2 protein-coding genes are annotated in these 1,062 nt (G+C 71.1%); one reads left to right on the top strand and one right to left on the bottom strand.

Annotated features, from left to right (window positions below; all coding sequences use genetic code 11):
- Positions 1-525 (top strand): cobalt-precorrin-4/precorrin-4 C(11)-methyltransferase (locus AC2VON_RS23670; protein ID WP_486955032.1); only part of this gene is annotated, 525 nt, incomplete at its 5' end.
- On the opposite strand, the gene cbiT is transcribed toward AC2VON_RS23670, so the two are convergent.
- Positions 497-1,062 (bottom strand): precorrin-6Y C5,15-methyltransferase (decarboxylating) subunit CbiT (cbiT, locus tag AC2VON_RS23665; protein WP_486955031.1); only part of this gene is annotated, 566 nt, incomplete at its 5' end. The two genes, AC2VON_RS23670 and cbiT, sit on opposite strands and share 29 nt — an antisense overlap.

Raw genomic sequence — 1,062 nt, 5'->3', positions numbered from 1 at the left:
GACCCGTCGCTGTACAGCGCACTGTCCGAGCAGACCCGCCGGCTCGACGCGGCCGGGATTCCGTGGGATGTCACTCCCGGGGTCCCCGCGTATGCTGCCGCGGCGGCCGTCCTCGGCCGTGAGCTCACCGTGCCGCTGGTGACGCAGTCGGTTGTGCTGACCCGAACCCAGGCCGCCTCCACCGCGATGCCGCAGACCGAATCGCTGTCGGCATTCGCCGCGACCCGCGCCACCCTGGTGCTGCACCTGGCGATCACCCGGATCCGAGCGCTGACAGCCGAATTGGCATCTAAGTACGGCGCGCAGTGCCCGGTCGCGGTCGTCTACCGTGCCTCACAACCGGACCAACTCGTGCTGCGCGGCACCATCGGCGACATCGCCGATGCGGTCGAAGCGGCGGGCCTGCGCCAGGCCGCGGTGATCCTGGTCGGCCGGGCGTTAGCGGAAGCGGCCGACCCTTGCGCCGGGGAGAGCCATCTCTACGACCCAGCCCGAATCAGGGGCTCGTCCAAGCCCACTGGCTGACCGCGCGGGCGGGCGTCCACCCGGTGAACCCACCGAGCGGGGCTGCGTGCTCGACGTGGATGCGCGTCAGCTCGCCACCGTGGTCGCGGTAAGCGGCCGCCAGCGCCGCCTCGGTCTCCACCGTCACCCCGTGCGCCACCAGGCGCCCCCCGGGACGCAAGGCAGCCAGGCACGCCACGAGCGCTGCGGCGACACCACCGCCGAGGAAAATCGCGTCCGGCGCGGGCAGATCGGCGAGTGCCATCGGCGCGATTCCGCACACGACGCCGAGAGTCGGCACCCCGAGGTTGCGTGCATTGCGTGAAATACGTTCTGCTCTGCCCTCATTCGATTCGACCGCCACCGTCCGGCAGGTCGGGTGGGCGCGCATCCATTCGATGCCGACCGAACCGGCTCCCGCGCCGACATCCCACAGCAGCTGGCCGGGCACCGGCAACAGGCGGGCCAAGGCAGACGCGCGCAGATCCCGCTTGGTCAGCTGACCGTCGTGGTCGAAAGCACTGTCGGGCAAGCCCGTTGCCCAGCCGGTCAGCAACG

Source organism: Mycobacterium sp. TH-M82 (assembly GCF_057473605.1).
The sequence above is the reverse complement of the archived record's forward strand: the minus strand, read 5'-3'. Positions and strand labels throughout refer to the sequence as shown.